Origin of the sequence: Kitasatospora purpeofusca, from assembly GCF_000718025.1 — a bacterium.
Lineage (GTDB): Bacteria > Actinomycetota > Actinomycetes > Streptomycetales > Streptomycetaceae > Kitasatospora > Kitasatospora purpeofusca.
This window is the reverse complement of sequence record NZ_JODS01000003.1, coordinates 248,071-274,267: the sequence shown is the minus strand read 5'-3', so window position 1 is coordinate 274,267 and position 26,197 is coordinate 248,071. Positions and strand designations below refer to the sequence as shown.

The following is a 26,197-nucleotide window of genomic DNA, read 5'->3' as shown; positions in this document are numbered from 1 at the left end:
CTCACGGCTGCCCCTGGTCCGTGGCCGCGGCGGCCCAGCGCTCGGCGAGCGCGGCGGCCCGCCGGGACGCCTCGGCGACCGCCTCCGGCCCGCCGCCGCGCGACGCTGCGGCGTACCCGATCAGAAAGGTGGTCAGCGGGGCGGCGGGCCGGTCCACCCCGTGCGCGACCACCCGGGCCAGGTCGAGCAGACCCTTGACATCGACGTCCAGGTCGATGCCCAGCTCGGTACAGGCCTCGGCGATCCAGTCATCCAGCGTGCGCTCCATGCGGACATGCTGCCTGATCGGCGGTTTCCCCGGGATGTTTGCCCGGTGAGCGCCGCGCGTCGTTTCCCGCACACCGGGGTGCGCAGCGGGGTGAGGACCCCTGGTGGCTGTCGCTAGTGGCTGTCGCGCTCCCGGGCCCGGGCGAGGTCCTCCCAGGTGTCGCAGTCGTAGGTGACGTCGTCGGTGTCGGCCAGCCGCAGGGTGCGCAGGTTGCCGGTCAGGCGGCGCAGCGGGAGACCGGCGGGGTCGCCGGCGGCGGCCAGCGCGGTGCGCAGGGCGGCGGTGCGGTAGGCGGCGGCGAGCGGCTGGTCGCGGCCGGCGGCGTCGACCAGGACGACCGCCTCGGTGTCCGGCCCGGCCTCGTCGAGGGCGGTGACCAGCCGGTGGACGGTGCGCTCGTCGAGGAAGGGCAGGTCGGCGGCGAGCAGCAGCACCAGTTCGGCGGTGACCTCGGCGAGGCCGGCCGCGACGGCCGCCACCGGTCCGCCGCCGGGCGGGTGCTCGCGGGTCCGGCGGACCCCGGGGCGGGTGGTGGGGCGGGCCGGGCCGACCACCACGGTGGTCCCGGCGCCCGCGCAGGCGGCGAGCACCCGGTCCAGCAGGGTGGTCTCGCCGACGGTCAGGGCCGGCTTGTCCGCGCCGCCGAGCCGGCGGGCAGCTCCCCCGGCCGGGACGATCACGTCGTACGGCGTCATGCCGCCAGTATCCGCCGCCGGCTCAGTCGGCGGTCGGGCCGGGCGCTTCCCGGTCGGCCGGGCCGTCCGCGTCGCCCGGGTCCTCCGCGTCCGCGTCGTCCGCGTCCTCCGCGTCGTCCACGGCGGCGTCGTCCAGGTCGACGGCCGGAGCCGCGGCCGAGGTGTCGGTGGCAGTGTCGGCAGCGGCGCGGGCGGCGGTGTTGGCGGCCGCGCTCAGCTCCAGCACGGCCGGCAGGGTGAGCTCCCCGTACCGCTCGTTCACGGCCGCGACCAGCGCCTCCGTGTCGTCCGGGTGCTCGGCCAGCAGCCGGTCGAAGTCCTGCAGGTACTCCCCGGTGAAGGCGAGCACCCGGGCCGCGTCGTCGCCCTGGTCGGGCGCGCGGTGTCCGGCGATCACCCGCTCCACGCCGAGTTCGGCGATCCGGCCGAGGTTGCGGACCCACTCGGTGCGGCGTTCCGGCGTGGTGTCGGCGGTCCAGACGTGGGTGCCGTTGTAGACGAAGTCGCCGGCGATCACGGTGCGGATGCTGGGCACGTGCACCACGGTCGAACCGTCGCAGTCGCCCTGTCCGAGCAGCAGCACCGGGATCGCCTGCCGGTCGATCATCAGCGGCTGGGGGAGCAGCGGGGCCGGGACCAGCGGATGGTCCGGGATGTCGTCCCCGAACACCGGCTTCCACTGGGCGACCTTCGCGGCGGCGGTGCGCAGGATGCCGTCCACGACCGGCGGCGCGGCCAGCAGCCGGGCGTCCGGGAAGAGCCGCAGCACCTCCTCGGCGCCGAAGTAGTGGTCCGGGTGGTGGTGGGTGACCACGATGGCGAGCAGCCGACGGCCCTTGCCCGCGACCCATTCGGCCAGCTCGCGGCCGGCACTGCGGGTGAGCTGGGCGTCGACCAGGATCGCCGTGTGCTCGCCGAGGATCAGCGTGGAGGTGGCGAAGAAGGCCGACTCGGGGCCGGTGAAGACGGCCACCTCCAGCGGCCGGACCGGCGCCCCGGCGGTGTTCTGGTCGGACGGGGACGGCGTCACTGGTTGCTCCCTCTGGTTCGGCTGCCCCGGTCTCGGTCCGGCTCGGCGGTGGTGGTTTGCGGTGCGTGCTGGTGTGCGGTGCGTGGTGGTATGCGGTGGTGGCGGGTACGGCGGCCCCCGGCACGGCCGGGCCTCGCGCCCTACAGCATGGGAGCAGCGCACGCCGAAAACGCGGAAGGCGCGCCCGAAGGGGCACGCCTTCCCGCTCACGTGTCCGGGTGGCCCGGCGGCGTCAGCGCTTCCCGCCGGTCAGCCGGGCGAAGCGGTCGGCGACGCCCCAGGAGGTCACCCGCCAGAGCGCCTCGACCACGATGTTCCGGCTCATCTTGGACGCGCCGAGCTCCCGCTCGACGAAGGTGATCGGCACCTCGGCCACCTTGAAACCGGCCTTCACGGTGCGCCAGGCCAGGTCGACCTGGAAGCAGTAGCCGGCCGAGGCGACCTCGTCCATGCCCAGGCCCAGCAGGGTCTCCTTGCGGAACGCCCGGTAGCCGCCGGTGACGTCCCGGATCGGCACGCCGAGCATCAGCCGCGAGTAGGTCGAGCCGGCCCGCGAGAGCAGCAGCCGGGACTTCGGCCAGTTCACCACCCGGCCGCCGGGCACCCAGCGCGAGCCGAGCACCAGGTCGGCGCCGCGCAGCGCGGTCAGCAGCCGCTCCAGCTCCTCGGGCCGGTGCGACCCGTCGGCGTCCATCTCGACGAGCACGTCGTAGCCCTCGTCGATGCCCCAGCGGAAGCCGGCCAGGTAGGCCGCGCCCAGACCCTCCTTGCCCTTGCGGTGCAGGACGCGCACGTGGGAGTCCTCGGCCGCCAGCTTGTCGGCGAGCTCACCGGTGCCGTCCGGGCTGTTGTCGTCGGCGACGAGGATGTGCACCTCGGGGACGGCGGCGCGGACCCGGCCGACGATGCGCTCGACGTTCTCCACCTCGTTGTAGGTGGGGATGATCACCAGCACCCGGCCGAGATCAGCAAAACTCTGCTGGTTGACGGTCACGTACTAACCTCTCGGCCGGTGGCGGGAAGTGCCAGTCACCGTTGCCCGCACTCATCAGGACTCACAGCCCCGGCCGGCACCCGCCGACTGGGGGACACTGTGGAAAACACTGGGTCCTGGCATCCTACTACCGCGTTCTCGAACCGACCCGCCGCCCGAGGCACTCCCCACCGGCCTCCGGCGTTTCCCCTGCGGAGGCACCGGTCGGCTAGGGTCGATGCCCGGCCTTTGCCCGGATGCCCACCGTCAGCACCGCCCGCGGGGCGCCGCCCGGCGGCGAGGCCCGCCAGCCCACCGCAGCAAAGGAGCAGGACCGCGCCCATGGACAAGCTCGTCAACACCGTCCGCCCGTACGCCTGGGGATCCGTCACCGCGCTCCCCGAGCTGCTCGGGCAGGAGCCGACCGGCGAACCGCAGGCCGAGCTCTGGATGGGCGCGCACCCCGGCGACCCCTCCCGGGCCGACCGGGGCGAGGGGCCGCGGCGGCTGGACGAGCTGATCGCGGCGGATCCCGAGGGCGAGTTGGGGGCCGCCTCGGTGACCCGGTTCGGGCCCACCCTGCCGTTCCTGCTCAAGGTCCTCACCCCGGGCATCCCGATCTCCATCCAGGCCCACCCCTCGCTCGACCAGGCCCGGGCCGGCTTCGCGGCCGAGAACGCCCTGGGGATCCCGCTGGACGCCCCGCACCGCAACTACCGAGACGCCAACCACAAGCCCGAACTCATCTGCGCCCTCGGCGACTTCGACGGACTGTGCGGCTTCCGCCGGCCCGCCGACGCGGCCGCGCTGCTGGCCGGTCTCGGCGTCCCCGCACTGGAGCCGGTGATCGCCCCGCTCCGGGCCGACGACGAGTCCGAGGCACTCAGCGGCGCCCTCGCCGCCGCACTCGGCCTGGAGGGCCCGGCCGCCGAGGCCGTGGTCCGGGACACCGCCGAGGCGGTCGGCAAGGCGGCCGCCGAAGACCCGGACGGGCCGTACGCGCCGTACGTCCGGATCGCCCGGGACTTCCCCGGCGACCGGGGGCTGATCGCCGGACTGCTGCTCAACCACGTCCTGCTGCGCGCCGGCGAGGCGCTCTACCTGGGCGCCGGCGTCCCGCACGCGTATCTGCACGGCGTCTGCGTCGAGCTCCAGGCCAACTCGGACAACGTGCTGCGAGCCGGCCTCACCCCCAAGCACATCGACGTGCCCGAGCTGCTCAAGGTGGTCGTGTTCGCCGCCACCGCGCCCGAGCCGCTGCTGCCGGTCACGGTGGACACGACGCCGGGCGAGGAGCTCTACCCCGTGCCGATCGACGAGTTCCGGCTCTCCCGGTTCGTCCTCGACGGCCGGGAGCGGACGCTGCCCGGCGACGCGCCGCAGATCCTGCTCTGCACGGCGGGCACGGCCCGGCTGGCCTCGGCCGACGGCGACAGCCTGGAGCTGGCCCGCGGCGAGTCCGCCTTCCTCCCGGCCACCGGCGCCGCGATCCGGCTGACCGGTACCGGCGCCACCGTCTTCCGGGCCACCGTCACGCTCTGAGCCGTCCGTCCCCGCCCCCGGCGAAAGTACCGGGGAACGGGGACGGGAAACGGTGCAGGTGTGCCCGAACGGGCCTCAGCCCGTCGAGGCGCCCGCCTCCACGGGCACCCGGGCGCCCGCCGGCTCGGCCGGTGCCGGAACGGCGGCCGGGCGGGCCGCTCCGTCCGTCGGGCCGTCCCCGGGTCCGTCCGCAGGTCCCGCGGGGAACTTCCGCTCCAGCGCCTTCAGCGCCTTGCGCCCCAGCTTCTGGAACGGCAGCTCCACCAGCCGGTACAGCAGGTAGGCGGCGACCAGCGAGATCGCCAGGTACTCGACCGTCCAGAGCGTCTTGGCGCCGGCGGTCTCCGGCATCGGGTTCGCCAGGTGCGGGCGGATGGTGTGCAGCAGCGGCACGTGCAGCAGGTACAGCGAGAAGCTGACCGAGCCGAGCCAGGTCAGCGGCTTCGGGAAGCGCTTCTTGCGCAGCAGCATCGCCGCCAGGAAGGTGGCCCAGGCGCCCGTGAACGACAGCGACCAGGCGACCCAGCCCGAGTTCCAGGTGTTCAGCTCGACACCGTTGCGGTTGTACATCCAGCCGATCGCGACTCCGGAGACCACCACGAACCCGCAGCACAGCCAGGCCTGGGCCCGGTCGATCTGGCCGTGCTCGGCGCGGTACAGCACGGTGCCGGCGAACATCGTGGCGAAGATCAGCAAGGTCTCGAAGACGGGGGCGCGGCTGTTGAGGAACAGCAGCACCAGCGCCAGGCCGGCCACCAGCAGGGCGCCGATCCGGGCCAGCGCCGGGTTGCCGCTGAGCATGCACAGGAAGCCCATCACCACGATCAGCACGGCCGCCAGCACCAGGTGCCGGGTCGCGTCCACGGACTGGGCGAGCGTGGAGCTGGCGAGCGATCCGCCGAACACCAGGGCGATCGCGGCGAAGGTCACCGCGATGGTGCCGCTGCGCCGGTGCCAGCCGAGCGTGAACAGGCCGGTGACCAGGAAGTAGAAGACCATCTCGTAGGTGAGGGTCCAGGTCACGCCCATGCCGTTGATGACGTTCAGCATGTCCTGGAGCATGGTCGCGTTCGCGGCCAGCGAGATGAGGTTGTGGCCGGTACGGAAGAGCGCCACCGATCCGTCGCCCTCGGGCAGCATCAGGAGCGACACCGCGAAGGCGGCGATCAGCGCCGGGTAGATCCGGAACAGCCGGCCCACCCAGAACGCCCGGACGTCGCCCCGGCGTTCCAGCGAGGCGGGGATGATGTAACCGCTGACCAGGAAGAACAGCATCACGCCGTACAGTCCCAGGTCGAAGTGGTCCCAGACCGCCCCGCCGAACGGCAGCAGCTCCAGGATGCCGAAGTGGTGCAGGGCCACGACCAGGGCCGCGATGCCGCGCAGGGCGTCCAGCCAACCGAGGCGGGCACCGGCGGAGGCCGCCGCACCGCGGTCGGCTCTCCGGAATCGGCCGGGGAGCTGCAGTCGTATGAGATTCACGGCATGGACAGTAGCCCATCCGTTCGGAACTCATCGTCCCCGGAGCACCCCGTTCCGCGCCCGGGAGCCCGGGCGGCGGCACGCCCCTCCGGACCCCGGACGGAGCGACGCCGACGGGTCAGCCGGCGGGTCGGGCCGACAGGGCGGTGGCGGGCTCCCGGGCGGGCCGCGGCGGCCCGGCCGCTCCACCGGTGTCCTTCCGGGGCAGCCCGAGGTTCTTGAGCTTCAGCGCGGGCTTCTCCACCAGGTACCAGGAGAGCACCGCGGCGACGAGGGCCAGCACGACGGAGGCGCCGGTGTAGACGGCGTACCCGTGCCTCTGCACGTGCCAGAGGGCCAGGCCCTGCTGGATCGGGAACGCGTAGATGTAGACGCCGTAGGAGAAATCGGCCTTGGCGCCGACCTTCGTCAGCGGGCGGGGCATCCGGCAGGCGAGCCAGATCAGCAGGTAGGCGAGGGCCGGCAGTCCGATCAGGTAGAAGCCGCCGTACCGGGCGCTCCCCATCAGGAGGGCGAAGGACAGCAGGGCCGCGATCCCGTTCATCCGCAGCTGCTTCTTGTAGAGCTCGGCGACCGCTCCGAGACCGAACAGCAGCCCCAGCGGCACGAGCTTGTCCATGCCGATCGTGCCGAGGAAGGGGAGTCGCCAGTCCGGCAGTGTCGTCGGGATGTAGATGGGCGACCGCAGACCGGGACCGTGGATCGCGAGGTAGACCATGTAGCAGTACAGGGCGACGACCGTTGCGAGCACGACCCAGCGCGCCCGGTGGAGCACGGTCAGTGCGGCGAGGGCCGCGACCACCAGGTAGCAGAGCACCTCGTAGGCGAGCGACCAGAGCGAGCCGTTGAATCCGGAGTCGGCGTTGTGCGACAGCAGCCCGGAGATCCCCGGCTGACCGGTGCCGATCGACCAGTTCGCCATGACGTACTGCCAGGGGCCCTGGGGGTGCGACCAGAAGCCGTCCAGCAGGTGTTCCCGACGGGCCACGAGCGGCGCGACGACGAAGGCCGTGACCATCAGGCAGACCCACAGGCCCGGCAGGATCCGGATGGCCCTGTTCCACACGAAGCGTGCCGTGCTGAGCCGGACGCCGCTGCCCGTGATCAGGAAACCGGAGAGCACGAAGAAGCCGGCCACCGCCAGACCTCCCAGCTCCACCTGGTTGCGGGACCAGTGCGCCCCGATGCTTCCCCTGCGCACGCCCAGCGGCATGGCGTGGGCGAAGATCACCGAGAGGGCGAGCAGGAGCCGCAGCAGACCGAACCCGTTCTCCCGGCCCAGCGCTTCCGACAGTGGCTGGGTGCCGAACACGGCGGATCTGAGGCTCGATATTCGGGACATGTGGGGGCATTCCTACGGCGTGGGGGGGCGACACCGGGAGCGGAGTCACGGCGAGGACAGTAGCCCATCGGCGGGACCCGTCCCCCTGGGCCCACCCGGCCCGGTCCGGCGGGGAGAAACGCCGGGAAACGCCGGGAAACGCCCGGGAGCGGCCTGGTGAGGCCGCTCCCGGGGTGCGGTCGCCCGCCGGGGATCAGCGGTTCATGTAGAAGCCGAACAGGTCGACGACCAGATCGGCGTTGCCGCCGCTGGCGTTCCAGAAGTCGATGATCCCGTTGACGCCGGGGTCCGCCTGGACCAGGTTCGGCACGGTCTCGCCGGCCTTCCAGTTCAACGTGGAGGCGTTCGGCTTGGTGGGCCAGGCGTAGGTGCCGTCCTGGTACCGGTCGATGCTGTTCGGGTCCGGGAAGACCGTCAGGTGACCGTCGGTCTGGGTGTTGGTCACCGTGCTGTTGAGCACGAAGCCGGTGAACTCCGGGGCGCCCACGCCCAGACCCATGTAGAGGTAGCCCTGGCTGGAGATCGAACCGCCCTCCACGTTCCGGGTGTCCGCGAGGCGCACCGGGGAGCTCGGGACGTAGGCGCTGCCGCCGGCCGCGTAGTAGCCGACGACGTCCACGATCACGTCCGAGGCGCCCTGGGCACCGTTGAGCACCTGGATCCGGCCCGACGCGTCCACCGGCACGATCACCGAGTTGGCGATGGTCTGCCCGCGGCGGAAGTTGAGGTTGGACACGCTCGGCGCCTGGCGGTCGCCCGGGTAGACGGTCAGGTGGCCGTCGCTCTGCGGGTCGGTCACCGTGACATTGAGCGCCACCGCGCTCACCCCGGCCGGAATGCCCGCCTGGCCCGCCGTCCGGACCGGGAAGGAGGTCCATCCGGGCACCTTGCCCTGGCCCTCACGGGTGTCCACCAGCCGGGTCGGGCCGACCGGGGTGTAGCCGGCGGCCTCCGAGCTGGTGAAGTAGCCCGCGATGTCGGCGAGCAGGTCGACGGCGGCGCCGCCCCGGTTGTACAGGTTGACGTAGCCGTCGGCGCCGACCGGGACGATGGCCAGGTTGGGGACGGTCTGGCCCGGGGTGTAGTTGACGTTCGAGGTCTCCGGACGGGTCTCCTCACCGGGGTAGGCGATGATGTGGCCCGCGCCGCCGGTCGGGTCGACGACGGTGAGGTTGAGCGCCACCGCGGTCACCCCCTCCGGGATCCCGCCGTTGCCGGCGATCTTCACCCGGGTCTCGGCCCAGGGCTGCACCCGGCCCGCCGGGGCGCCGGTGCCGTCGCGGGTGTCGAGCAGCCGGGTCGGACCGTACGGGGTGAACTTGGTACCGGCGGTGGCGACCGTGACGCTGTTGGTCGTGGTCTCGCCGTTGCCGTCCGAGACCGTGACCGTGACCGTGTACTGGCCGAGGGCGGCATAGTCGTGGTCGTGGATGCCCTGACCGGTGCCGACCCCGTTGATGCGGTCCGAGGTGCCGTCACCCCAGTCGACCACCAGGTCGAGCGGCGCGATGTCGCTGTTGATCCAGGTGATCGCCTGGACGCTGCGGGCGCTGGTGCCGTAGACGCCGACGCCCACGGCCAGGCTGTTGTTGGCCGTCGCGGCGGCGGCCCCCTGGGCCTTGGCGGCCTTGCTCTGCTGCCGCACCGAGGCCTCGGCGGGGCTACGGACAGTGCCGAAGGCGGAGGAGGCGATGTCGCCGAGCGACTTGGCCGGCTTGGCCGGCACGGCGCCCGCGGCCGGGTGGGCCGGGGCCCCCGCCGTACCGGTTCCGGCCGCGACGGCGAGGCCGGGACCGACGACCAGGCTCGTCACCACGGCGGCGGCGACGATGATGTGACGGTGACTGAGCACCGTACCCCCCAAGGGTGTTGTCGAACGAAGCACCGAACAGGTGCTCGCGCAGGCTACTGAAGGACCGCGTACGGAGCAACGGTTTTCCGACAGTCCCGATCCCTGGGCGGGGGCGTACCGGACAGAACGGTCCGGACCGACCGCAGGACCGCTCGTGGAGCGGTCCTGCGGTCACTAAATATCACTCTCGGTCACCAGCGGACCGGTGGCGGGCGACGGTCGCGGATCAGTCGCGGGTCATGTCGACGAAGCGCGAGTAGTGGCCCTGGAAGGCCACGGTGATGGTGGCGGTCGGGCCGTTGCGGTGCTTGGCCACGATGAGGTCGGCCTCGCCGGCGCGGGGGGACTCCTTCTCGTAGGCGTCCTCGCGATGCAGCAGGATGACCATGTCCGCGTCCTGCTCGATCGAGCCGGACTCACGCAGGTCGGAGACCATCGGCCGCTTGTCGGTGCGCTGTTCGGGACCACGGTTCAGCTGGGACAGCGCGATCACCGGCACCTCCAGCTCCTTGGCCAGCAGCTTCAGGTTTCGCGACATGTCGGAGACCTCCTGCTGACGGTTCTCGGCCCGGCGGGAGCCGCCGGACTGCATCAGCTGGAGGTAGTCGATGACGACCAGTTTGATGTCGTTGCGCTGCTTGAGCCGGCGGCACTTGGCGCGGATCTCCATCATCGACAGGTTCGGCGAGTCGTCGATGAACAGCGGCGCCTCGCTGACGTCGGGCATCCGGCGGGCGACCCGGGTCCAGTCGTCGTCCGTCATCGAGCCGGAGCGCATGTGGTGCAGCGCCACCCGCGCCTCGGCGGAGAGCAGACGCATGGCGATCTCGTTGCGGCCCATTTCGAGCGAGAAGATCACGCTCGGCAGCTTGTGGTGGATCGAGCAGGCCCGGGCGAAGTCCAGCGCCAGGGTGGACTTGCCCATCGCGGGACGGGCCGCGATGACGATCATCTGGCCGGGGTGGAGCCCGTTGGTGAGCGCGTCGAAGTCGGCGAAGCCGGTCGGGACGCCGGACATCTGGCCGTTGCGGGAGCCGATCGACTCGATCTCGTCGAGGGCGCCCTCCATGATGTCGGCGAGCGGGGCGTAGTCCTCGTTGGTGCGCTGCTCGGTGACGGCGTAGATCTCCGCCTGGGCCGCGTTGACGATCTCGTCGACGTCGCCCTCGGCGGCGTAGCCCATGCCCGCGATCCGGGTGCCCGCCTCGACCAGCCGGCGCAGCACCGCGCGCTCGTGCACGATCTGCGCGTAGTACTCGGCGTTGGCGGCGGTCGGGACGGAGTTGACCAGGGTGTGCAGGTAGCCGGGGCCGCCGACCCGCTGGAGCTCGCCGCGCTTGGTCAGCTCACCGGCGACGGTGATCGGGTCGGCCGGCTCGCCGCGCGCGTACAGGTCGAGGATCGCGCCGTGCACCAGCTCGTGCGCGGGGCGGTAGTAGTCGGCGGGCTTGAGCACCTCGACCACGTCGGCGATGGCGTCCTTGGACAGCAGCATGCCGCCGAGGACGGACTGCTCGGCCGCGAGGTCCTGCGGGGGGACCCGCTCGAAGCCCTCCAGGCCGCCCTCCCCGGAGCGCTCGTCCTCGCCGCCCTGGCGCCGCTTGCCGTCCCGCTGGAAGCCGCCCGAACCGCCGGAGCCACCGGAACCGCCCTTGCCGCCCTTCTGGAAGCCGCCGCCCTCTCCCTTGCCCTGGCCGTTGCCGCGGGCACGCGAGACCGGCAGCCGGTCGCCGGGACCGTCCGGGAAGGGGGCGTCGGCGAAGGCACCGACCGGGAAGGGGTCGTCGGCACCCTGCCAGTCGTCCTCCGGCGGGGGCGGGGCGTCGTGGTCGTCGTACTGGGGGCCGGTCACGCGTGTTCCCCGATCAGCGAGTGGTGCGAGTTGGAGCGGGCCTTGCCGGTGGCGGCCGGGAGGGAGCGGAACCCGACTCCCCGCCACCGCATTTCTACGCCACCGCACCGACAAATCGGACGCCGGGGCGGGTGGGAGTGTCGGCCGGAGGCCCCACGCTAAGGCGCCGGGAGCCTTTCGGCCAAGGCGGTTATCCACAGGGGGTGTGGACGAGCGGCCGCTGGCTGTGGAGAAGTACCGCAAACCTGTGGACGCCCCTGTGGAAAGCCCTGTGGATAACCAGACCATCGATCCACCGTCAACTCGCTGACCTGGGATTCCCTCCTCCAGGGCCTGTGCATGAGAAATTCTTCACACACAGTCGGGTGGCGGTGGACACAGACCCGGACGGCCCAGTCGCCCAGGCGTACGAGTAAGCTGCAAAACCCCCTGGCGGCGCTTACCTGTGGATGAGTAGCCTGGACCCCATGACCCTCACCGCCGACCGCCGCCGCCACGACCGGGAGATCCTCGCCCTCGCCGTCCCCGCCTTCGGCGCCCTGGTCGCCGAGCCGCTCTTCCTGATGGCCGACTCCGCCATCGTGGGCCACCTCGGCACGGCCCAGCTGGCCGGTGTCGGCGTCGCCTCGGCCGCCCTCACCACCGCGACCGGGGTGTTCGTCTTCCTCGCCTACGCCACCACCGCCGCGGTCGCCCGCCGGATCGGCGCCGGGGACCGCCGGGCCGCGATCCAGCAGGGCATCGACGGAATCTGGCTGGCCCTGGCGCTCTCCGCCGCCGTGGTCGCGCTGACCCTGCTGCTGGCCCCCCGGGTGGCCGACGTCCTCGGTGCCTCGGCGACCGCCGCCCCGTACGCGGTGACCTATCTGCGGATCAGCGCGCTCGGCATCCCGGCCGTCCTCATGGTGATGGCCGCCACCGGCGTGCTCCGCGGCCTCCAGGACACCCGGACTCCGCTGTACGTGGCCGTCGCCGGGTTCGCCGCCAACCTCGGACTGAACGCCGGTCTGGTCTACGGCGCCGGGCTCGGGGTGGCCGGCTCGGCCTGGGGCACGGTGATCGCCCAGACCGGCATGGCCGCCGTCTACGTGTTCGTGGTGGTGCGCGGGGCCCGCCGGGAACGGGCCTCGCTCCGGCCGGACGCCGCCGGGATACGCGCGAGCGCCAGGGCCGGCGGGCCGCTGATGGTCCGCACCCTGAGCCTGCGCGCGATCCTGATGATCGCCACCGCGGTGGCCGCCGGTCTCGGTGACAAGGAGATCGCCGCGCACCAGATCGCCATGACGGTGCTGCTGTTCATCGCCTTCGCGCTGGACTCCATCGCGATCGCCGGCCAGGCGATCATCGGCCGCTACCTGGGCGCCTCGGACATTCCGGGTACCCGGGCGGCCACCCGGCGGATGATCGAGTGGGGCGTCGGCGCCGGGGCGGTGCTGGGCGTGCTGATCGTGGTCGCCCGGCCCCTGTACGTCCCGCTGTTCACCCCGGACCCGGCGGTGCAGCAGGAGCTGAACACCGTCCTGCTGCTGCTCGCGCTCTGCCAGCCGGTCTCCGGGCTGGTCTACGTCCTGGACGGCGTACTGATGGGCGCGGGGGACGGCACGTACCTGGCCCGGGCGATGCTCGCCACGCTCGTCGTGTTCGCCCCGGCCGCGCTCGCGGTGCCGGCCAGCGGCACCGGGCTGGCCGGGCTCTGGTGGGCGCTGAACCTCTTCATGCTGGTCCGCGCCGGCTTCCTGGCCGCGCGGGCCCGGGGCGGCAAGTGGCTGGTCACCGGCGCCGTCCGGAACTGAGCCCCGACGCCCTACGGGGCGTACCGGTTCGGGCGTCCCGGAACGACCGAGGGCCGGCCTCCCCCGAGGGGGAGACCGGCCCTGCGGCCACTGCTACGGCGTTGTCGCTGATCAGGCGGCGACGACGGCGATGTCCAGGTTGGCCTGGACGTCCGAGTGCAGCTTGACCGAGACCTTGTGGGTGCCCACGGTCTTGATCGGCGAGGCGATCGCGACGGCGCGCTTGTCGACCGCCGGGCCGCCGGCGGCCTTGATGGCCTCGACGACGTCGGCCTGGGTCACCGAGCCGAACAGACGGCCGGCGTCGCCCGAGCGAACGGCCAGCTTGACCTGGACGCCCTCGAGCTTGCCCTTGACCTCGTTGGCGGCCTCGAGGGTCTGGATCTGGTGGATCTTGCGGGCGCGACGGATGGCGTCGACGTCCTTCTGACCACCCTTGGTCCAGCGGATGGCGTAGCCACGCGGGACCAGGTAGTTGCGGGCGTAGCCGTCCTTGACCTCGACGACCTCGCCGGCGGAGCCGAGACCCGGCACCTCGTGAGTGAGGATGATCTTCATTATTCGGTCACCCTCTCTTAGCGCGCGGTGCTGGTGTAGGGCAGCAGCGCCATCTCACGGCTGTTCTTCACGGCCGTGGCGACGTCACGCTGGTGCTGGGTGCAGTTGCCGGTGACCCGGCGGGCACGGATCTTGCCACGGTCGGAGATGAACTTCCGCAGCAGGTTCGTGTCCTTGTAGTCAACGTAGTTGACCTTGTCCTTGCAGAAGACGCAAACCTTCTTCTTCGGCTTGCGAGCAGGCGGCTTCGCCATTGTGTGCTCCATTGGGTTCACGACCGGGCCGGCGTCTCACGACGCCGGGCCCCTGGCCGCACGAAATCTGTCAGCTCTTAGAACGGGGGCTCTTCCGAGAAGCCGCCACCGGACGGGGCACCCCAGCTGCCGCCACCCTGGTTTCCACCAGAGGGAGCGCTGGACGCCCACGGGTCGTCGGAGGGGCCGGACTGGCCACCGGAGTTTCCACCCCAGCCGCCACCCTGCTGGCCGCCACCGCCGCCCCAGTTGCCGCCGCCCTGGCCGCCGCCCTGAGGGCCGCCGCCGAAGCCGCCGCCACCGGGGGCGCCGCCGGGACCACCGGACCGGTTGGCCCGGGTGACCTTCGCGGTCGCCGAGCGCAGGCTCGGACCGACCTCGTCGACCTCGACCTCGAAGACCGTCCGCTTCTCGCCTTCCTTGGTCTCGTAAGACCGCTGGCGCAGTCGGCCCTGCACGATGACGCGCATGCCGCGCTGCAGCGACTCGGCCACGTTCTCCGCCGGCTGCCGCCAGACGTTGCACGTGAGGAAGAGGCTCTCGCCGTCCTTCCACTCGTTCGTCTGACGGTCGAAGGTGCGGGGGGTGGACGCGATGCGGAACTTCGCGACCGCCGCACCCGACGGGGTGAAGCGCAGCTCGGGGTCGTCGACGAGATTGCCGACGAGGGTGATGACGGTCTCGCCTGCCATGTGGTGATGACCTCTCGGGAAGATGTCCGTTCACCGCTGTTTCACGTGAAACAGCGGACGCGAGCTACCCGAGACCCGAAGGCCTCAGAGGTGGCTCAGTGGGTGTCCGGGCGCAGGACCTTGGTCCGCAGAACCGACTCGCTCAGGCCCATCTGGCGGTCGAGCTCCTTGACGACCTCAGGCGTGGCCTGGAGGTCGATGACCGAGTAGATGCCCTCGGACTGCTTGTTGATCTCGTAGGCCAGACGGCGGCGACCCCAGGTGTCGACCTTCTCGACCTTGCCGCCCGCGTTGCGGACGACAGCCAGGAAGCTCTCGATCAGGGGGGAAACGGCGCGCTCCTCGACCGAGGGGTCGAGGATGACCATCACCTCGTAGTGACGCATGAGTAACCCACCTCCTTTGGACTCAACGGCCACGGTCTCTCCGTGGCAGGAGGGTTGTGCAGCGTCGACACCGGTGTCGTGCCGACTTCGGCCACCGTAGCGGCCGGGTCGGACAGCCCGTCCCCGTTCACCCGAAAGAGGGCAGCGGAGGGCACAACTACACCAGTGCAGACGACCCACCCTACCCGCACCCGGACGGACGAACAAAACGCATAGGGGTTGTGAGACCGGCCCAACCGCCGCAATCTGGACGGAACGGGTTTCCTGCTCGTTCGTCTCCACGCCAGGAGGTGGGACACATGGCCCAGACCGTCCACCGCATGCCGGCCCTCACCCTGAACACCGACGGCCACCCGCACCCGCGCGAGAACACCCTGGTTGGCGTCACCGCCGTACTGGGCGTGATCGCCTTCACCACCTCGTTCTTCCACAACCTGCATCTGCTGACCTCGTGGACCGGCCTGTTCGGGATCATCACCGGCCTGCTGGGGATGTACATCTCCGTGACCACGGCCGAGCGCTTCGTCCTGATGATCACGCTCGGCGCCTCGGCGATCGGCTTCTACCTCGGTATCGCCCGCGGCGGGCTCTGGGGCTAGCGCACCCCCGCAAGGAACCCCCGGCGCCCCCGCGGCGTATCTGTCTTCGACGGACCGGTACGCCGCGGGGGCGCCGTCGTGCCCGCGGCGGACGGCCCGCAGCAGCCGGGACCCACCGCGGCCGGGACCCGCGGCGGACGGGACCCACGGCCGACAGAACCCCGGACGATAGGGTCAGCCCGAGAACACGGGGCCCACCGCAGCCCGACCGACGAGGAGCACCGAGCATGAGCCTGCGCCTGAGGACGATCACCCGCGAGGAGCACCTCGCCTTCATCAGGAGCCGCGCCTCGGCCAGCCACATGCAGGTGCCGTCCTGGGGCGACGTGAAGGCCGAGTGGCGCACCGAGTCGATCGGCTGGTTCGACCAGCACAACCAGCTGGTCGGCGCCGGCCTGGTGCTCTACCGCCAGCTGCCCAAGGTCAAGCGCTACCTCGCCTACCTGCCCGAGGGCCCGGTGATCGACTGGTTCGACCGGGACCTCGACCGCTGGCTGCAGCCGATGCTCGCCCACCTGAAGTCCCAGGGCGCCTTCTCGGTGAAGATGGGCCCGCCGGTGGTCATCCGCCGCTGGAACGCCCCGACCATCAAGGAGGCCATCGCCGGCAAGGAGGCGAAGCGCCTGCGCGACATCGAGGCCGACTGGTACGAGCCGCGCGCCTTCGAGGTCGCCGACCGGCTGCGCAAGGCCGGCTGGCTCCAGGGCGAGGACGGCGGCGCCGGCTTCGGCGACGTCCAGCCGCGCTACGTCTTCCAGGTGCCGCTGGCCAACCGCTCGCTGGACGACATCCAGAAGGGCTTCAACCAGCTCTGGCGCCGCAACATCAAGAAGGCCGAGAAGAGCGGCGTCGAGGTGGTCCAGGGCGGCTACGACGAGCTGCCGATCTTCCACCAGCTCTACCTGGTGACCGCCGAGCGCGACAAGTTCACCCCGCGCCCGCTGTCGTACTTCCAGCGGATGTGGAACGCCCTCACCGCCGAGGACCCGAACCGGATGCGGCTGTACATCGCCTACCACGAGGGCGAGCCGCTGGCGGCGACCACGATGCTGGTCGTCGGCGAGCACGTCTGGTACTCCTACGGCGCCTCGGCCAACCACAAGCGCGAGGTCAAGCCGTCCAACGCGATCCAGTGGCGGATGATGCGCGACTCCTACGCGCTGGGCGGCGGCGTGTACGACCTCCGCGGGATCTCCGACACCCTGGACGAGAACGACCACCTGTTCGGCCTGATCCAGTTCAAGGTCGGCACCGGCGGCCAGGCCGCCGAGTACCTCGGCGAGTGGGACTTCCCGCTCAACAAGCTGCTGCACAAGGCCCTCGACCTCTACATGTCGCGCCGCTGAGCAGCACCCCGCCGAGTTCCCGAGCCGCCGTGCCCAACACCCCCTGGGAGATGACCCGATGACGCTGTCGCTCTATCTCGACACCGAACGCTGGCGTACCCACCAGCGCTCCGTCCTGGCCGAGTTCCCCGGCCTGGTGCCGGTGGCGAAGGGCAACGGCTACGGACTGGGCAACCACCGCCTGGCCGAGGAGGCGACCCTCCTCGGCACCGGCGTGCTGGCCGTCGGCACCGCCTACGAGGCCGCCGACGCGGCCGACTGGTACGGCGGCGAGCTGCTGGTGCTCACCCCCTACCGGGTGGGCGAGGAGGCGCTCCCGCTGCCGCACGCCCGGGTGATCCGGACGGTGGCGAGCGTGGACGGCCTGCGGGCGCTGCACGGCGCCCGGGTGGTGCTGGAGTGCATGACCACCATGCGCCGGCACGGCGTCTCGGCGGCCGACCTCACGACGGTCGCCGCCGAGCTGGACGGCGTCGCCTTCGAGGGCCTGGCGCTGCACCTGCCGATGGACCGGCCGGACGGCTCCAGCCCCGTCGAGGAGGTCGCGTACTGGGTGGAGACCGCCCGGGCCGCCGGCCTCCCGGTGCACACCGTCTTCGTCAGCCACCTCGGCGCGGCGGGCATGGAGCAGCTGACCCAGCGCTTCCCCGGCACCGTCTTCCGGGCCCGGATCGGCACCCGGCTCTGGCTGGGCGACCACGGCGCGCTGGAGGTCAGGGCCACGGTGCTGGACGTGACCCCGGTCAAGAAGGGCGACCGCTACGGCTACCGCCAGCACCCGGCGCCGGCCGACGGCCACCTGCTGGTGGTCGCCGGCGGCACCGCGCACGGCATCGGCCTGGAGGCGCCCAAGTACGTCCAGGGCATGTCCTCGCGGGCCAAGGGCATCGCCCGGGCCGGCCTGGCCACCGTCAACAAGACCAAGTCGCCGTACCACTGGGCGGGCAAGCAGCTCTGGTTCGCCGAGCCGCCGCACATGCAGGTGTCGCTGCTCCTCCTGGACGGCGAGAGCGAGCCGCCGGTGATCGGCGACGAGCTGGGCCTCCAGGTCCGGCACACCACCACGCACTTCGACCGCGTGGTCGACCGCTAGAAGGTCGACCACTGGAAGGTCGACCGCTAGAAGCAGGACCGGCCCCCGCGGGGGCCGGTCCGGTCGGTCAGACCTTCTCGGCCGGTTCCGCGGCGGGCGGCTCCTCCAGCCACGCCTCGGGGCCGGCCGGCGCGTATCCGGCGTAGCTCTCCTCCTCGCGCAGCCGGCGGGCGCTGCCGAGCACGAACACGTCCGGGGCCCCGTCGAGCACCCCGCCGGACGGGTCGTCGCTGCCGTCCCAGCGGACCGGGTCGCGGTCCGGCAGCAGGATGTCCCGGACCACCAGGCCCACCAGGTAGAGCGTGCCGAGCAGGTGCAGCACGATCGCGAAGTGGTACCAGGACTCGCCGATCCCGTGCTGCTTGGCGCCGGTGACGAAGCCCAGGTGGGACCAGATGCCCAGGGTGTAGAGCACCTCGCAGGCCTGCCAGATCAGGATGTCCCGCCAGCGCGGCCGGGCCAGCACCGCCAGCGGCAGCAGCCAGAGCACGTACTGCGGCGAGTACACCTTGTTGAGGAGCACGAACGCGGCCACCACCAGGAAGGCCAGCTGGACCACCCTCGGCCGGCGCGGCGCCGCGAGCCCGAGCCACGCTATCCCCGCGCAGCTCAGCAGCATCAGGACGGCGATGAAGGTGTCGAGGTTCGCCAGTCCGACGCCGCGGTTCTGCATCAGGATCAGCCACAGCGAGCCGTAGTCCTCGGTGCGGTGCTTGCTGAAGACGTAGAAGGTCGACCAGCCCTGCCAGTTCGCCATCATGATCGGCAGATTGACCAGCAGCCAGGCGCCGACCGCTCCGCCGAGCAGGGCCCGCAGGTCGCGACCGCGTCCGGCCCGCCAGCAGAGCACCACCAGGGGGCCGAGCAGCAGCAGCGGGTAGAGCTTGGCCGCGGTGGCGAGCCCGATGAACACGCCGGCCCAGAGCGGCCGCGAACCGGACCACCAGGCGAGCGCGACGGCGGCCAGCGCGACCGCCAGCAGGTCCCAGTTGACGGTGGCGTTGAGCAGCAGCACCGGTGCCAGGGCGAACATCAGCGCGTCCCAGGGGCGGCGCCGGTGGGTGCGGGAGAGCGCGACCACGGCGACCACCGCGCAGGCCATCAGCAGGCCCGCGTTGATGGTCCAGAACCAGCGCTCCTGGTCCTGGAGGGCGCCGCCGCCGGGCGTCAGCCAGGCCGAGACCTGCATGAACAGGCCGGTCAGCACCGGGTACTCCAGGAACTGCAGATCCCCGGAGGTGCCCGGGATCCGGTCCACGTAGGGGTGCAGCCCGGCCGCGAAGCCGCGCCCGGAGAACAGGTGCGGGATGTCGCTGTAGCAGGCGTGCACGTACTGCGGCGAGCCGGGCTGGAACCAGGCGGCGTTGTAGCAGGGCAGCTTCTGCGCCATGCCCAGCACCGAGACCACGATCACCACCAGCGCCAGGAAGCGGGCCGGGATCCACCAGGAGACGCCGAGCAGGGCGCGCCGCCCGGGCGGACCGCCGATCACCTCGCTGCCCGCGGCCGCGACCGGGTCCTCGTCCGCCGGCACCACCACGGTGTTGGCCTGTGGACCGGCCGCCGGCGCGGCCCGGTCCTCTTCCTCACGAGTGCTGGACGTCATGGCGGACATCCTGCCGCACCCCGCCCGCGCGTACGAGGAGGACCCTGCCCCTTTTCCCGGGGCCGGGGCCGCCGGGTCGGCCCCGGGTCGGCCGCCCGGGGCCCGGGTACCGGCACGAATCGCGCCGAATACGGCGAAACGGCGGCGGGGGCTCCGGGGAGCCTCCCACCGCCGTTCCGCGGTCACCGCTTGCCGAGCCGCTCGCTGCGGCGCCTGCTACGGCACCATGGCGCTGCCGCCGCCCGGTGAGGGCGAGGTGGACGGCTTCGGCGGCTTGCTGGTCGGGCCGCCGGTCGCGCCGCCGGCCCCGCCGCCCGGATCCGGGGTCGGGGTGGCCGGCTGGGTCGGCGTGCTGCAGCCGATCGGACCGAGCAGGCAGCTCGGCGAGGGCGTGGTGCCACCGCCGCCGTTGGCGCCGCCGCCGTTGGTACCGCCACCGTTGGCGCCACCGCCGTTGGCCGTGCCGCCGCCGTTTGCGCCGCCGCCGTTTGCGCCGCCGCCGTTGGTCCCGCCACCGCCGGTCGTCCCGCCGCCCGGGTTCGGGTTGGTCTTGGTCGGACCGGGCTGGGTGGGCACCGTGCCCGGGCAGTCGACGCCCGGGACGCAGGCCGGCCCCTGGGTGACCGGCGGCTGGGTCGGCTGCCCGGCGTTCGGGTCGACCGGGGGAGCGGTCACGCTCTCGGTCGTGGTCGGGGTCGGCACGGCGCTCGCCGTGCTCGGCGCGCCCGAGGAGTCGACCTGCGAGCCGACCGGCTGCGGGGTCGGGAAGTTCAGCTTCTTCTCGTTGGCCAGCGCGGCCTTCATGTACCGGGTGAAGACGTCCGCGGGGACGTCACCACCGTGCACCGAGTCCTTGCCGCCGGTGCCGTTCAGCGAGAGCCGCTCGTGCGCGGTCGGGTCCTCGCGCCACATCGCCACGCTGGTGGCCAGCTGCGGGGTGTAGCCGACCCACCAGGCCGACTTGTTCTCGTCGGTGGTACCGGTCTTGCCGGCCACCGGGCGGCCCAGGGTGTTGGTCTTCTTACCGGTACCGTTCTGCGCCACGTTCACCAGCACGTCGGTGATGTTGTCGGCGACCACCGCCTCCACCGCCTGCTTGGTCTCGTGCTTGCCGAAACCGGGTCGCTCCTTGCCGTCCACCAGGACCTTGGCGACCGAGTAGGGCTCGGCCTGCTTGCCGCTGGCGGCGAAGGTCGCGTAGGCGTCCGCCATCCGGATCGGGCTGACGGTGGAGACGCCGAGCGGGAAGGTCGCCGTCTTCGACTCCTTCTCGATGCTCTCCTTGCGGATGCCCAGCGCCTCGGCGGTCTGCATCACGGTCTGGCCGCCGACGTCCTGGTTCAGCTGCACGAAGGGCACGTTGTAGGAGTACTGCATGGCCATCCGCAGCGAGACGTAACCGCGCTTGCCCTTCTCCTCGTTCTTCTGCCGGTACGGCTTGCCGTCGTCACCGAGCAGCAGCGAGCCGTCCGGCTTGCGGATCTCCGAGAGGTCGTCGGACAGGTAGCGGCTGTCGGCGTTGATCCGCTTGGGCTTGCCCTTGTCGTCGGTCGCGGTCTGCACACCGGTCTGCATGGCCGCGGCCAGGACGAAGGGCTTGAAGGTCGAGCCGACCTGGACGCCCTGGGCGTCGGCGTTGTTGCCGAAGTTCCCGTTCTCCACGCCCTCGCCGCCGTAGATGGCGACGATCGCGCCGTCACCGGGGACGATGCTGGAGGCGCCGAACTGGACGAAGTTGTCGTTGTTCGGGCGCTTCTGGACGTTGAGGGTCTCCGCCTTGACGTCGTCCACGGCCTTCTTCAGGGCGTCGACCTTGTCCTTCTGGAAGGTCGTGTAGATCTTGAAGCCGCCCTTGTCGATCGCCCGCTGGTCGATCGTCGGGTCCTTGGCCATGACGTACTTGTTGGCGGTCTCGACCATGTAGCTGATCTGACCGTTCATATTGGCCGACGGGACCTGCTTGATCGGGGTGGGGAAGGCGGTGCACTTCGCCCGCTCCTCGGCGGTGGTGTTCTTGGTCTCCACCATCCGGTCGAGGATCCACTTCCAGCGCTCCTCGGCGCGGGCCTGGTTGGCCTTGATGGTCGGGTCGTAGTACGACGCGCCCTTGAGCAGGCCGGCCAGCATGGCGCTCTGGCACAGGTCGAGGTCCTTGGCGTTGACGCCGTAGTACGCCTGGGCGGCGGCCTGGGCGCCGGTGGCGCCGCGGCCGAACCAACTGGTGTTGAGGTAGCCCTTGAGGATGTCGGGCTTCTCGTACTCCTGATTGACCTTCAGGGTGATGAAGAACTCCTTCACCTTGCGGCTGAGAGTCTGCTCCTGGGTCAGGTAGGCGTTCTTGACGTACTGCTGGGTGATGGTCGAGGCGCCCTGGGTCTGGCCGCCCTTGGCCATGTTGACCACCGCGCGCAGCATGCCCTTGGGGTCGATGCCGCTGTCGGTGCGGAAGGTCTCGTTCTCCGCCGCGATGACCGCGTTCTGGAGGTTGGGCGAGATGTCCGCCAGCTCGACGATCTGCCGGTTGGTCTCGCCCTTGCGGACCATCTCGGTGTTGTCGGCCCAGTAGTAGATGTTGTTCTGGTCGTTCACCAGGGCGTTCAGCGGCGGGATCTTGGTGCTCTGGTAGACGAAGAAGACCGCCCCCACGCAGGCCGCGGCGAAGAGCAGCACGGCGCTCAGCCACTGCCGCCAGGAGGGCAGCCAGCGGCGGACGCCCTGCTTGCCGAAGCGCGGGTAGTCGATGAACCGTTTCTTGCCGGGGGCGCCGCCCCGGCCGGCGGCCGCGCCTGCGGCCGCCGTCTCGGCACCGCGACGGCCGCCCTTCTGGGCGGCCTTCCGCATTTCGGCTCGGGTCATCCGGGGCTGCTGGGCGGTGTCCCGCGCGCCCGGCGGGCGCCGTCGGCCCAGACCCTCCGAGCCCAGCTCGTCGCGCCCGGCTCCTTCCGACCGTCCGTTGCCGCCGCCCGGCGGGCGACCGTCGCCGCCGGGCGACCTGCGCCGTCGTTCGCTCATCTTCCAGCTACTCCTCGCCAGGCCGGTCGAGCCTGAAGGCAGGGTCCACGTCCGATGCCCGTAACCGCCCTAACCCCGGAGGTGGTCCTCGTGCACACGCGACAGCGTACGCAGCTCCGAATCCGAACTAATCGGGCATCAATCGCCAATAACCGCAAAACGGCAACAGATCATTACACGCCCGTTGCCAAGCACACCCGCGCGTCGTCTTGTGATCACATTCACGCGCGTCCCCCTTGCCCGTTCGCGGACCCAGGCTTACTGTTCTCGATATATCGAGCCGATACATCGGAACGGCATAGCGCCGGTCGAGGCGGGTCGCGGACCGACCGGAGAGGGGAGGACGAAGGCAGTGGGCAGACGCTCAGGAGTGCTGGAGTTCGCCGTTCTCGGACTGCTCCACGACGCCCCGATGCACGGTTACGAGCTGCGCAAGAGGCTCAATGTCCTGCTCGGCTCGTTCCGCGCCTTCTCGTACGGGACGCTCTACCCCTGTCTGAAGAGCCTGGTGGCCCAGGGTTTCCTGGTCGAGGACAACCCGGACGTCGAGTACGTCCCGGCCACCGCGCTCAACGGCAAGCGGTCCAAGATCGTCTACCGGCTGTCCGCCGAGGGCAAGCAGCGTTTCGAGGAGCTGCTCGCCGACGCCGGCCCGGACGCCTGGGAGGACGAGCACTTCGGTGTGCACTTCGCCTTCTTCGGTCAGACCGACCGGGCCGTGCGGATGCGCGTCCTGGAGGGCCGCCGCAGCCGGCTGGAGGAGCGCCTGGAGCGGATGCGCAACTCGCTGGCCCGGGCCCGCGAGCGGTTCGACGACTACACGGTCGAACTGCAGCGGCACGGACTGGAGTCGGTGGAGCGCGAGGTCCGCTGGCTCAACGAGCTGATCGAGACCGAGCGGGCCAACCGCTCCGGCCGGACCGGGGCGCCCGCCGACGGGACCGGCTCCGCAGTACCCCAGACTTCGGACGGCCGAGGCCAGGAGGACGGGTCCGTGGACCCGCCCGGGCCACCGCACGACCGCCCGGGGCGTTCCGCCCAGGAGCGCTGAGACCGCGTCAGCCCTGTGCCGCGCGGCAGGAGTGGGCGCGTCATGCGCCCGTTTGCAGTCATCGAATAAGCAGGACGAGTACCGCCGACCTTCGGCGGCGCTCATGAGATCACAGGGAGCAACCGGGAATGGGTTCGGTTCGCGTAGCCATCGTGGGTGTGGGCAACTGCGCCACGTCGCTGGTGCAGGGTGTCGAGTACTACAAGGACGCCGACCCGGCCGGCAAGGTCCCCGGGCTGATGCACGTCCAGTTCGGTGACTACCACGTCAGTGACGTGCAGTTCGTCGCCGCCTTCGACGTCGACGCCAAGAAGGTCGGCCAGGACCTCGCGCACGCCATCACGGCGTCCGAGAACAACACCATCAAGATCTGCGACGTGCCCCCGACCGGCATCACGGTCCAGCGCGGCCACACCTTGGACGGCCTGGGCAAGTACTACCGGGAGACCATCGAGGAGTCGGACGAGACCCCGGTCGACGTCGTCCAGGCCCTGAAGGACGCCCAGGCCGACGTCCTGGTCTGCTACCTGCCGGTGGGCTCCGAGGCCGCCGCCAAGTTCTACGCCCAGTGCGCCATCGACGCCAAGGTCGCCTTCGTGAACGCCCTCCCGGTGTTCATCGCCGGCACCAAGGAGTGGGCGGACAAGTTCACCGAGGCCGGCGTGCCGATCGTCGGTGACGACATCAAGTCCCAGGTCGGCGCGACCATCACGCACCGCGTGATGGCCAAGCTGTTCGAGGACCGCGGTGTCGTCCTCGAGCGCACCATGCAGCTGAACGTCGGCGGCAACATGGACTTCAAGAACATGCTCGAGCGCGAGCGCCTGGAGTCCAAGAAGATCTCCAAGACCCAGGCCGTCACCTCGCAGATCCGCGACCGCGAGCTGGGCGCCAACAACGTCCACATCGGTCCCTCGGACTACGTGGCCTGGCTGGACGACCGCAAGTGGGCGTACGTCCGCCTCGAGGGCCGCGCGTTCGGCGACGTCCCGCTGAACCTCGAGTACAAGCTCGAGGTCTGGGACTCCCCGAACTCCGCCGGTGTCATCATCGACGCCGTGCGCGCCGCGAAGATCGCCCTCGACCGCGGCATCGGTGGCCCGATCCTCTCGGCCTCCTCGTACTTCATGAAGTCCCCGCCGGTCCAGTACTTCGACGACGAGGCCCGCGAGAACGTCGAGAAGTTCATCAAGGGCGAGGTCGAGCGCTGAGCTCGCCCCTCCCAGTGCTGAGTCCTTGAGCACCGAACGGGTCCGCGGTCCACGACCGCGGGCCCGTTCACCTTTTCCCGGCGAATGTTTCACGTGAAACACCGCCCGGATCCATGGCACCCTGAGCGGGTGGCGATCACCGAGAACGGCAGTACCCACCGTGCCGCGCACAGCGCCACGCTCTTCGGCCTGCTCCGCGGCCGCGACTTCCGCCGGCTGCTGACCGCCCGGGTGCTGTCCCAGCTCTCCGACGGCGTGTTCCAGGTGTCGCTCGCCGCCTACGTCGTCTTCTCCCCCGAGAAGCAGTCCTCGCCCGCCGACATCGCCTCGGTGCTGGCCGTGATGCTGCTGCCGTTCTCGGTGATCGGCCCCTTCGCCGGCGTCCTGCTGGACCGCTGGCGCCGGCGGCAGGTGCTCTACCTGGGCAACCTGGCCCGCTTCGGGCTCGGCCTGCTCACCGGCGGGCTGCTGCTGGTCCAGGCGCCGACCTGGCTGTTCTTCGCCTCCGCGCTGCTGGTCACCGCGCTCAACCGGTTCATCCTGGCCGGACTCTCCGCCGCGCTGCCCCGGGTGGTGCGGGCCGAGCAGCTGGTGACCGCCAACGCGCTCTCCCCCACCCTGGGCACCGTCGCGGCGGCCTGCGGCGGCGGTCTCGGCTTCCTGCTGCACCAGGTGATGCCGCCGGGCCCCCGGGCCGACGCCGCCCTGGTGAGCGTGGCCGCGCTGCTCTACCTGTCCGCCGCGCTGGCCGCGCTGCGGATGGACAAGGACCTGCTCGGCCCGGGCAACCACCCCGGCCGGCCCGCGATCGGCCAGGCCCTGGCCCAGGCCGCCCGCGAGCTGCGGGCCGCCGTCGTCCACCTGGTGCGGGACCGCCGCCCGGCGGCGCACGCGCTGGCCGCCGTGACCGCCGCCCGGTTCTGCTACGGCGTGCTGATCGTCGTCGTGGTGATGCTCGCCCGGTACACCTTCAACGACCCGGCGGACAGCGCCGCCGGTCTGGCCACCCTGGGACAGGCGGTCGGCCTCTCCGCCGCCGGGTTCTTCATCGCGGCGGTGATCAGCCCCTGGTGCAGCCGCCGGCTCGGGCTGGCCGGCTGGATGACGCTCTGCCTGGCCGCCCCGGTGGTCTTCGTGCCCGCGCTCGGCCTCGGCTTCGACCTGGTGCCCTGCCTGATCGCGGCGCTGCTGCTCGGTGTGGTCACCCAGGGCACCAAGATCTGCGCCGACACCGTGGTGCAGGAGTCCGTCGAGGACGAGTTCCGGGGCCGGATCTTCGCCATCTACGACGTGCTCTTCAACGTCGCCTTCGTGGCCGCCGCGCTGGTCACCGCACTGGTGCTGCCGCTCTCCGGCCGCTCGGTCACGGTCGTGGCCGGCGTCTCCCTGGTGTACGCGGCCTCGGCCGTGCTCTACCTGCGCGCGGCCCGCCGCACCGGCCCGCTCCCCGGCGACCCGGCCCGCTGACCACGGCCGTCCGGCCGGTCGGCCCCTGCACCCCGGCGGCGTCGTTCCGAGTCGCTAAGGTACGTCAGATCTGTCGCAGCGGCAGCACTCTGT

The 26,197-nt window shown here is 71.4% G+C and carries 20 protein-coding genes and 2 pseudogenes; 8 read left to right on the top strand and 14 right to left on the bottom strand.

What is annotated here, in order from left to right; genetic code table 11:
• Window position 1 precedes the first annotated feature (1 nt).
• The 4 genes and pseudogenes from IF01_RS49220 to IF01_RS0107240 form a co-directional block, all read right to left on the bottom strand.
• Window positions 2-286, bottom strand: a pseudogene (locus IF01_RS49220) (DUF6457 domain-containing protein); the annotation flags it as partial.
• A 105-nt stretch (window positions 287-391) separates the two neighbouring features.
• Window positions 392-963, bottom strand: a pseudogene (gene mobA / locus IF01_RS0107250) (molybdenum cofactor guanylyltransferase); the annotation flags it as partial.
• 22 nt (window positions 964-985) lie between these two features.
• Complete coding sequence (locus IF01_RS0107245) at window positions 986-1,993, bottom strand: MBL fold metallo-hydrolase (RefSeq protein ID WP_051755000.1); 1,008 nt, start codon at window positions 1,991-1,993, stop codon at window positions 986-988.
• Window positions 1,994-2,225: 232 nt separating this feature from the next.
• A complete protein-coding gene (locus IF01_RS0107240; RefSeq protein ID WP_030392455.1) occupies window positions 2,226-2,987 on the bottom strand; it encodes a polyprenol monophosphomannose synthase in 762 nt (253 codons plus the stop codon).
• Between the two features lie 321 nt (window positions 2,988-3,308).
• Here IF01_RS0107240 and manA point away from each other — a divergent pair, with 321 nt between their 5' ends.
• Window positions 3,309-4,508 carry a mannose-6-phosphate isomerase, class I gene (gene manA / locus IF01_RS0107235; RefSeq protein ID WP_030392454.1) on the top strand — a complete coding sequence of 400 codons (1,200 nt, stop codon included), beginning with the start codon at window positions 3,309-3,311 and terminating at the stop codon, window positions 4,506-4,508.
• Between the two features lie 75 nt (window positions 4,509-4,583).
• Here the strand turns inward: manA and IF01_RS0107230 are convergent, their stop codons facing one another.
• From IF01_RS0107230 to dnaB, 4 genes are all read right to left on the bottom strand, one after another.
• A complete protein-coding gene (locus IF01_RS0107230) occupies window positions 4,584-5,990 on the bottom strand; it encodes an acyltransferase family protein (protein ID WP_051740556.1) in 1,407 nt (468 codons plus the stop codon).
• A gap of 118 nt (window positions 5,991-6,108) precedes the next feature.
• Window positions 6,109-7,332, bottom strand: coding sequence for an acyltransferase family protein (locus IF01_RS0107225; RefSeq protein ID WP_063764159.1), 1,224 nt, complete (start codon window positions 7,330-7,332; stop codon window positions 6,109-6,111).
• Window positions 7,333-7,525: 193 nt separating this feature from the next.
• The gene (locus IF01_RS0107220; protein ID WP_051740558.1) at window positions 7,526-9,184 is read right to left on the bottom strand and encodes a PKD domain-containing protein; all 1,659 of its coding nucleotides are present in this window, start codon (window positions 9,182-9,184) and stop codon (window positions 7,526-7,528) included.
• A 226-nt stretch (window positions 9,185-9,410) separates the two neighbouring features.
• Window positions 9,411-10,907 (bottom strand): replicative DNA helicase, encoded by a 1,497-nt coding sequence (dnaB, locus tag IF01_RS0107215; RefSeq protein WP_051740702.1) that lies wholly within the window; start codon window positions 10,905-10,907, stop codon window positions 9,411-9,413.
• 596 nt (window positions 10,908-11,503) lie between these two features.
• Here dnaB and IF01_RS0107205 point away from each other — a divergent pair.
• A complete protein-coding gene (locus IF01_RS0107205) occupies window positions 11,504-12,829 on the top strand; it encodes an MATE family efflux transporter (protein WP_030392449.1) in 1,326 nt (441 codons plus the stop codon).
• 111 nt (window positions 12,830-12,940) lie between these two features.
• Here the strand turns inward: IF01_RS0107205 and rplI are convergent, their stop codons facing one another.
• The 4 genes from rplI to rpsF all read right to left on the bottom strand — a co-directional run bounded on the left by rplI (window position 12,941) and on the right by rpsF (window position 14,719).
• Window positions 12,941-13,387, bottom strand: coding sequence for a 50S ribosomal protein L9 (gene rplI, locus IF01_RS0107200; RefSeq protein WP_030392448.1), 447 nt, complete (start codon window positions 13,385-13,387; stop codon window positions 12,941-12,943).
• Between the two features lie 17 nt (window positions 13,388-13,404).
• On the bottom strand, window positions 13,405-13,641 hold the full coding sequence (rpsR, locus tag IF01_RS0107195; protein WP_030304537.1) for a 30S ribosomal protein S18: 237 nt from the start codon (window positions 13,639-13,641) through the stop codon (window positions 13,405-13,407).
• A 77-nt stretch (window positions 13,642-13,718) separates the two neighbouring features.
• Entirely contained in the window at window positions 13,719-14,333 is a 615-nt protein-coding gene (locus tag IF01_RS0107190) for a single-stranded DNA-binding protein (RefSeq protein WP_030392447.1), read from the bottom strand.
• Between the two features lie 95 nt (window positions 14,334-14,428).
• Window positions 14,429-14,719 (bottom strand): 30S ribosomal protein S6, encoded by a 291-nt coding sequence (rpsF, locus tag IF01_RS0107185; protein WP_030304539.1) that lies wholly within the window; start codon window positions 14,717-14,719, stop codon window positions 14,429-14,431.
• 299 nt (window positions 14,720-15,018) lie between these two features.
• Between rpsF and IF01_RS0107180 the strand changes: the two genes are divergently transcribed.
• The 3 genes from IF01_RS0107180 to IF01_RS0107170 all read left to right on the top strand — a co-directional run bounded on the left by IF01_RS0107180 (window position 15,019) and on the right by IF01_RS0107170 (window position 17,757).
• Window positions 15,019-15,318, top strand: coding sequence for a hypothetical protein (locus tag IF01_RS0107180; RefSeq protein ID WP_030392446.1), 300 nt, complete (start codon window positions 15,019-15,021; stop codon window positions 15,316-15,318).
• A gap of 227 nt (window positions 15,319-15,545) precedes the next feature.
• Window positions 15,546-16,664 carry a lipid II:glycine glycyltransferase FemX gene (locus tag IF01_RS0107175; RefSeq protein ID WP_030392445.1) on the top strand — a complete coding sequence of 373 codons (1,119 nt, stop codon included), beginning with the start codon at window positions 15,546-15,548 and terminating at the stop codon, window positions 16,662-16,664.
• A gap of 58 nt (window positions 16,665-16,722) precedes the next feature.
• Complete coding sequence (locus IF01_RS0107170) at window positions 16,723-17,757, top strand: alanine racemase (RefSeq protein WP_030392444.1); 1,035 nt, start codon at window positions 16,723-16,725, stop codon at window positions 17,755-17,757.
• Window positions 17,758-17,824: 67 nt separating this feature from the next.
• On the opposite strand, the gene IF01_RS0107165 is transcribed toward IF01_RS0107170, so the two are convergent.
• Entirely contained in the window at window positions 17,825-19,363 is a 1,539-nt protein-coding gene (locus tag IF01_RS0107165) for a glycosyltransferase family 87 protein (RefSeq protein ID WP_051754999.1), read from the bottom strand.
• A 216-nt stretch (window positions 19,364-19,579) separates the two neighbouring features.
• Window positions 19,580-22,219 (bottom strand): transglycosylase domain-containing protein, encoded by a 2,640-nt coding sequence (locus IF01_RS50910; protein ID WP_167349728.1) that lies wholly within the window; start codon window positions 22,217-22,219, stop codon window positions 19,580-19,582.
• A gap of 508 nt (window positions 22,220-22,727) precedes the next feature.
• Between IF01_RS50910 and IF01_RS0107155 the strand changes: the two genes are divergently transcribed.
• From IF01_RS0107155 to IF01_RS0107145, 3 genes are all read left to right on the top strand, one after another.
• Window positions 22,728-23,426, top strand: coding sequence for a PadR family transcriptional regulator (locus IF01_RS0107155; protein WP_030392441.1), 699 nt, complete (start codon window positions 22,728-22,730; stop codon window positions 23,424-23,426).
• 128 nt (window positions 23,427-23,554) lie between these two features.
• Window positions 23,555-24,637, top strand: coding sequence for an inositol-3-phosphate synthase (locus IF01_RS0107150; protein ID WP_030392440.1), 1,083 nt, complete (start codon window positions 23,555-23,557; stop codon window positions 24,635-24,637).
• A 129-nt stretch (window positions 24,638-24,766) separates the two neighbouring features.
• Window positions 24,767-26,104: an MFS transporter gene (locus IF01_RS0107145; protein WP_233290081.1), complete on the top strand. Its 1,338-nt coding sequence runs from the start codon at window positions 24,767-24,769 to the stop codon at window positions 26,102-26,104.
• Window positions 26,105-26,197 lie beyond the last annotated feature (93 nt).